This window comes from Peptoniphilus sp. HCN-40583 (genome assembly GCF_037892835.1).
GTDB lineage: Bacteria > Bacillota > Clostridia > Tissierellales > Peptoniphilaceae > Aedoeadaptatus > Aedoeadaptatus rachelemmaiella.
Map to the genome: position 1 here is coordinate 1 of NZ_JBBKBU010000046.1, position 6290 is coordinate 6290.

Annotated in this window: 2 protein-coding genes; both read right to left on the bottom strand. The window is 46.4% G+C overall.

Translation table 11 applies throughout. The annotated features are described in order from the left end of the window. Window positions 1–5154: NEAT domain-containing protein (locus tag WKT05_RS10435; protein ID WP_340414044.1), on the bottom strand; the 5154-nt coding region annotated here is incomplete at its 3' end. A gap of 285 nt (window positions 5155–5439) precedes the next feature. Continuing rightward, window positions 5440–6156, bottom strand: coding sequence for a hypothetical protein (locus tag WKT05_RS10440; protein WP_215508030.1), 717 nt, complete (start codon window positions 6154–6156; stop codon window positions 5440–5442). Window positions 6157–6290 lie beyond the last annotated feature (134 nt).

The following is a 6290-nucleotide window of genomic DNA, read 5'->3' on the forward strand; positions in this document are numbered from 1 at the left end:
TGTTGCGTCGGTGTAATCTTTGCCGTCTTTCAGCTTCGCTTCTGCCGCTTCAATGGCTGCCCTTAACGCGTCCTTTGCCTTGGCAAGGTCCTCATCAACAGCCGTTTCAGGGGTTTTGAAGTCTACGGAGTAGCTAAATTCCGTTACGAAAGTACTCTTCGTAAGCATCAGGCGACGGGTTAATTTATAATTTGCACCGGGATCCAATGCGGCTTCAATGACAGGGTTTAAGCTGTCTACCGGATCGATTTCCGATTCCACATCGTTGTGGCCCTTGTTCTTTACAAAACCGTTATAGACGACAGTGGCCTTGTCGCCGTCGATCTTTTCAATGATATTTTGAATCTTCCAGTCCCAGCCGGTTTTATCCAAGACTTGTGCAATGCCTAATCGGTCGTTGCCCGTGACAATGCCGTACTTCTTGTAAATGGTGTTTTCCACAAAGGCTTTGTATTCGTCGGGGCTCTTGAAGAATTTCCAATCGTTAATATCTCCAATATTCCAGTAGAACATTTGAAGGAGATCCAAATCTTGGCTTACCTTTACCTTGCCATCCGCATAGTTCACTTGTGCGTTGATGGCGCTGCGTTGGGGTTGGTAAAAGTTGTCGTGGGTGTCTTTAATGGTAACGCCCGCTTTTTTAATGGTAGCCAATTCGGCGTCCGTTAAGGTGGACTTCAAATAGTTGCAGGATACATCGAATTTGTTGAACCGTACCCGTTGACCGCTTGCCTTTTCCGCAATTTTATCGAAGGGAATGGCTTTTAAGAGATTGCCCTTGACGACTAAATTCGGATTTTTCGTGGCGTATTCATTGGCGTTGTCCGCCATGCGGAGCCACAAGCTCTCCGGCAAGGATTCAATTTCGTTGTTTTCCAAATCGAGAATGACCAGTCGGCTTAATTGATCCATGGCCTTGGGAAGCGCCTTCAGCTTGTTGTTGTTGGCTCGAAGTTCTTCCAGAGCTTTGTACTTGCCGAATGCTTCCGGCAAGGACCTTAGTTCATTGCCGTTGACATTAATGATTCTCAACCGTTTATACTTGTCTGCCAAAACGCCGTCCAGGCTGGTTAACTTGTTTTCGGAAGCATAGAAGGTTTCCAAACGACTTGCACCTTTCAAGAAGCCTTCAGGTAATTTTTCAATGCCGTTGTTAGACAAGTCGATCTCTCTGATTTTTGTATTTTTCGCCAGTAAGTCCTTGTCTAAGTCTGTCAGCTTATTCCCTGACATCCATAGAGTGGAGAGGTCTTCGTTTTTGTCGAAAATGCCCTTAGGAAGGGTCTTGATCTTGTTGCCGTAAATATTAATATGGGTAAGGCCCGTCATCTTGTCGAAAAGCCCTTCGGGGATTTCGGTAATGTCGTTGCTTGAAAGCTCGATGCCCGCAACGCCGGGGCCGAGATCCTTCAGCATGGAAATATCCGGTGTCTTGGCAATTTTTTCTCCGGAAAGATCCAAGCGGCCGGTGGCCTTATACAATTCGTCAGGGGTAAGCTTGCCGTCATTGTTCGAGTCCTTTACCCCGGCTGCTAACAACTTCAAGGTAAGATTCTCATCGTTTCTCTTCTTTTGCGCTTCGGGATCCGTGGGATCGTCGTAGCCTTTAAAGCCTTTTTTAATGGGGGGGTTAAAGTGGAGGTCGGCCTTACGATAATTTTCAAAATGACCGATTTGATCGGCGCTTCCTCCCATGATTTTTACAAGAACAGCGAGCTTTTGAATTTGATGCAAATCCTTCACTTCGCAAGTATAGATGGCTTGATCTTGTTTTAAACCCTCGGTGGTTTTTTCGCCGGACTTAAATTGACCGTCGATCTTCATACCTAAGTCCAGTATTTGATCCGCCAGTTTACCTGCCCTCAAGGACAACATCATTTTGCCGTCCTTCACGACAAGCTTGGCACGATTGCCGATAATGCCGCTTACCATGGGAAGCTCTTTGGTTTTCCCTTCTTCAGTAGGCGTGAAATGAATGGTGTATTCGCCGTTGGGAAGCTTGTCCGTTAAATCGAAATTGTCGGTCTTGGCAGGTGTATCGCCGGCTTTTCTGTTTTCCCATTCGCTTCCGTCGGAGAAGACCACTTTAATGTGGGGGTTTTCTCCCGCAGCCACGACTGCATTCAAGAGTGCTTCTCCGCCGCCTTCATAGGTGGCGACTTCAAAATTATCCGTTACCATCGTCCAATATACAGTGACATTTTCAATGGCTTCGCCGCCGTTGACGAAGAACTTCGCTTCTTTAATTGCATCTGCAAATGCTTTTTGCCCGTCACGGTCGTCGGATTTCATATTCTTCAGACTGATCTTTAGGGCGTCGGAGCCTGCATAATTTTTTTCCGCCTTCACGTCCTTGATTTGGAAGCGCTCGTTAAGCTTCCTCGTATCCCCCGGCTCTTCTTTTACGCCGGAAGTTACAAAGTAATAGCTGAACTTGTCTGCTTCAAAGACGATCTTATCGCCTTGGATCTTCACGTCTTTTACAAGTTCGGGAGCCGCTGCGGCCGATTTATCGTAATGGTAAACCTTCACGCTGTCTTTATCGTGTGCTCCAAGGGGAAGGGTCACTTCTACCTTGCGATTCGGTTGTTGTTTCGCATTGTTAAGCAGGAAGCTGATGTCAAAAGCCGTGACAGTCTTGGCTTTTTCGGCAACAGCTTTTACTGCCACATTGTCTTTTACAAATTGATCGCCTGCGACATCCGTAACCTTCAGTTCAACGCCCTCTTTAAAGGCACCCTTGGGGTATACAACGGATACCTTCGCAGCGTCGTCGGTTTTTTTGATCATCTTGTCGCTTGTAATGGCGTAAGTGGTAAAGGTGTTGGTGGAGTAGGTGATAAAGTTGCCTTCCACTTTGGGCTCTACTTTGTAGGTTCCCGTATACATTTGTTCGTCGTCTTCGTCGTAATTAGCATAGGCTTGGTATAAACCGACGCTTGTTTTGTTGTGTTCGCCCACGGGGAAGAAAAGCTTCACATTCTTAATGGTGCCTTGCTTTACTCCGTTCTTTACGAAGGACACGTCGTAGGCGGTAAAGTTCCCTGCTTTGTCGATTTCCTTGTCCGCGTTTTTATAGGTTTCAAAGAATTTCGCTTTTTCGACTTTTTCTACTTTAAGTTCCGTTCCCTCTTCAAAGACATCGGACATGTATTCCGCTTTCACACCTGTGGCAGCGTCCATTTTGGTGACGAGCTTGGGCGTTTCCGGTTGCGGTTTCGGTGCATTGGGATCTTCCACCGGCGTAATGGTCACGGTCTTGGTCGCCGTGGTGTTGTCGTTGTAGGTAATTTCCACTTTGATTTCGCTCTTGCCGTAAATGGCTTTGGCGATTTCCGCGTCGTTGGAAATGAAGCGATCGTTGACCATGCTGTAACCAAAGGTCGATTTGTCGTATGCTTTTCCGTTGATCTTAATGGTCTTAATTTCGTTACCTACTTCTTTCGCCTTTTGAGCCGAACCGAAATCCAATTCTAATTGAGGCGAGGATCCATTGATTTTAAAGATAATGTTTTGAATGGGGTATTCGTCTTTCTTTCCGGTTTCAGGGGCCGGCGTTTCGTGTCCGCTTTCGTTGGGCTTGTTGTCCCATACGGAGCCGTCGGAGAAGGTAACCACAATATGGGGATCATTGCCCGCTTCTTTTATTGCCTTACCAAGTGCCGGTCCTCCGTAGGGCGAGAAGCTAAATGCTTCAAAACATTCCTCCAAGCCGCGAGAAATACTACCTTGGACATTGGTGATTTTTTCGCCGCCATTGACTTGGAAACTGGCGTCCTTCATGGCATTTTCCAATGCCGTACTTTCCGCCATATCTGATTTAGGCGGAAGGTTTTTAAAGAAAATTTTCGGCTGACTGTAGTCGTAATTACCGGTATAGTTTTTAGTGAAGCCGATGCGTTCGATTTGGAAGCGCTTAGCCAATGTGTTTTCATTGCCCGGTTCCGGTTTTTGATTTTTGTCTTGCTCGGCGATGTATTTCTTTACATCGAATTTAATTTCTTTCGGCGCTACATAGCCCGCTTGGGTGTAGGTAATGGTGTTGCCGTCTTTAAAGCCGATGACGATTTTGTGGGCCTTGTTGTCTAAAAGCTTTAAGCCCGTCATGGCAAATTCAAGCTTCCCGTTAAACAGCGTAAGATCTCTCGTGTCTTTCTTTGCATCGATGAAAAAGTTGGTCCACTCCGGTCTTAAATCATTGCCTCCGTTATCGTCGACGAGAATGTAGCGAATGTTTTGGAAGTATTTTTCGTGCCATTTTTCCCTCGGGATATCGCTGGAAAGGGTTAGGGCATTGCCTAATTTTTCGGGCGTGCCCACGCCGTCGATCTCTAAACCTTCTGCCATGCCCCCGGTGTTCACTTGGCTGAGTTTTTCATTGGGGGTAGGTTCATTGTTCTTATCGACATAACCTTCTTCCCTCATCACGACTTCCGAGCTGTCCTTCATGATGATTTTAAATTCATGGGCGGTGTTCGCGGCGAAGTTCTCTACAATGGCCTTCCCGTCTTTCATCTTATCCCATGTGCAGAAAATTCCGTTATACCACAGGAGATTGGGGAAATTGTCGCTTCCTATGCGGTTCAGCGTCTTTCCGTCGATGACGACCTTCTCCACATTGTTTTTTAATAAGTAATTTAACGCGCCGCCGTTGTCGGAATCATATTTGTATGACAATCGAACGCCGACATAGGTTCCTTTAGGGTCTGTGCTGGATTGTCCTGTTTCGATCGATGTGATCGTCAGGCCATCTGCCATTTTCTTTATCTTTTCGTTTTTGATCACGCCTTTATAAAAGGTATAACCTTGCGCCGTGATCTCAATGGGATTTTCCGGCAGAACGAGGACATGATTGTCGATGATAATCTTTTCTTCGTCTTCATCGAAAACAAATCTATAATTCTTTTCCCCGGTTGTGCTTCCCTCTTTGTAATAATACTGCCCATTTAACTTAATGGATTCAATGCTTTGCATCCAATCACGCTGCGCTTGGCTGGGCTCGGCGCCGGCAAATCCTATTTTTAAAGCACCTGCCGATGTATCGAAGACGATGCCCTGAGGCACTTCCTTCGCCCCATTGGCGTGGACACTCCTTACAGGAAAACTTGTCAGCAACATACAAAAAGCCAACAAGAGTGCGATATGTCGTTTCATTTATATTCCTCCTTCTGTCTATGGTTAAATAAGAGCCAACTGATCGTTACTATCATTATGTTAATTAAGCCGGTAGACTTTTTCAATGGATTCGGTATAATTTTTTGCGTTACCCTTGGTTAACGGAGAGGGAGTGATATCTCCTCTCATCATCCTTTTATTCCCATGATTTCAAGGTTTTGCCCACCGTAAACAGGGGGTTATTTTAATTTCAATTTTTACTTTTCAGCGGCACAAAAAAAAGCACCTCCGTAGAGATGCTTTCGCTCTTTGTCATAAATTTTTTTACATTTTCACCGAGGTCAAGACGGACATGATGCCGTCGATGGCGTAGGAGCGGCGGCTCGGCACCTCGCCTTGTTTTCGCGGTTCTTTTTCCTTCACCGTGGCCACCAAATAATTTCCGTCTTTCGCGCCCAAGAGGAGCTGGTCTTTTTGCGGAAAGTCTTTGGGGTTTTCTTCGATGGTGCCTAAGATTTCGCCGGTTGCTTTAAACTTAAAGGCGATGCTGCCCTTTCCCTTCACCACTTCCACCCCTTCGATGCCGTCTTCCGGCCAATCCCAGGTGATGGCGGGACCAGTGAGGGTTTCTTTTTGCGTGATGTCACTGTAGGCCAGGTCCTTTCTGTCGAAGGTGCCCAGGACGAGAAGGTGCTTCTCTTCGTCATAGTAGACGATTTTTTTCTGCGATTCGAAGACCGTTTCCATGTTCACGTAGCGCTTATCGCCTTGGCGGATGACGGTGTCTTTTTGAATGGGAATTTGAATGATCTTCTCCTGCGTCGTTTTAAAAGACACATTGTCCTCGTCTTTCACGGGCAGGTAGCATGCCTTTTCCATGACCACGTCTTCGTCGATGAATGCCTTGCCGTCTTTTACGATGTAGTCCGACGGGTCCAGTAGCTGTCCGCAAAAAATCACCTGATCCACCGTTCGCGACGCCGGCGCCGTACAGCCTACCAAAAAAAGCAAGAACAGCGCGGCGAATAATCCTTTTTTCATTTCATCTCCCCCTTTTTTCTCATTATAGCAAAGGGTGCCGAAGAAAAAGAGTCGGCAAATCGAAGCTTTTCCTAAGATTCCATGCTTTGTTTGCAAAAGAAAAACGCCCGCCGAAGCGAGCGCCATCTTTTATT

What these genes read in the sequence shown, in the direction of transcription:
- WKT05_RS10440 (WP_215508030.1), bottom strand. Translation starts at nt 6,156, where the DNA reads ATGAAAAAAGGATTATTCGCCGCGCTGTTCTTGCTTTTTTTGGTAGGC.